Origin of the sequence: Chryseobacterium sp. SIMBA_029, from assembly GCF_046535275.1 — a bacterium.
GTDB lineage: Bacteria > Bacteroidota > Bacteroidia > Flavobacteriales > Weeksellaceae > Chryseobacterium.
Genome location: NZ_JAWRXA010000226.1, coordinates 1 through 278, shown reverse-complemented (window position 1 = coordinate 278; position 278 = coordinate 1). Strand labels below are relative to the sequence as shown.

Below are 278 nucleotides of genomic sequence, written 5' to 3'. Positions count from 1 at the left end.
CCACCATGGTGGTCACCCTTGAGCCCTGTAACCACGTGGGCCGGACGAATCCTTGCGCGCAGGCCATCATCGGTGCCGGAATCGCCCGGGTTGTCTACGCCGTCGACGATCCCCACGACCCGGCCGCCGGTGGAGCGCGCACTCTGCGCGCCGCCGGAATCGACGTCCGATCCGGGCTGGAAGCGATTGAGTCCACGAACCTCAATCGCGAGTGGTTCGACGCCGTGGCCGCTAAGCGCCCGTTCGTCACCCTGCACATTGCCCAGACGTTGGACAGC

1 pseudogene is annotated in these 278 nt (G+C 66.9%); it reads left to right on the top strand.

Going from position 1 to position 278, the window contains the following annotated elements:
• Positions 1-278 (top strand): annotated as a pseudogene (locus SB679_RS23920) (hypothetical protein); the annotation flags it as partial.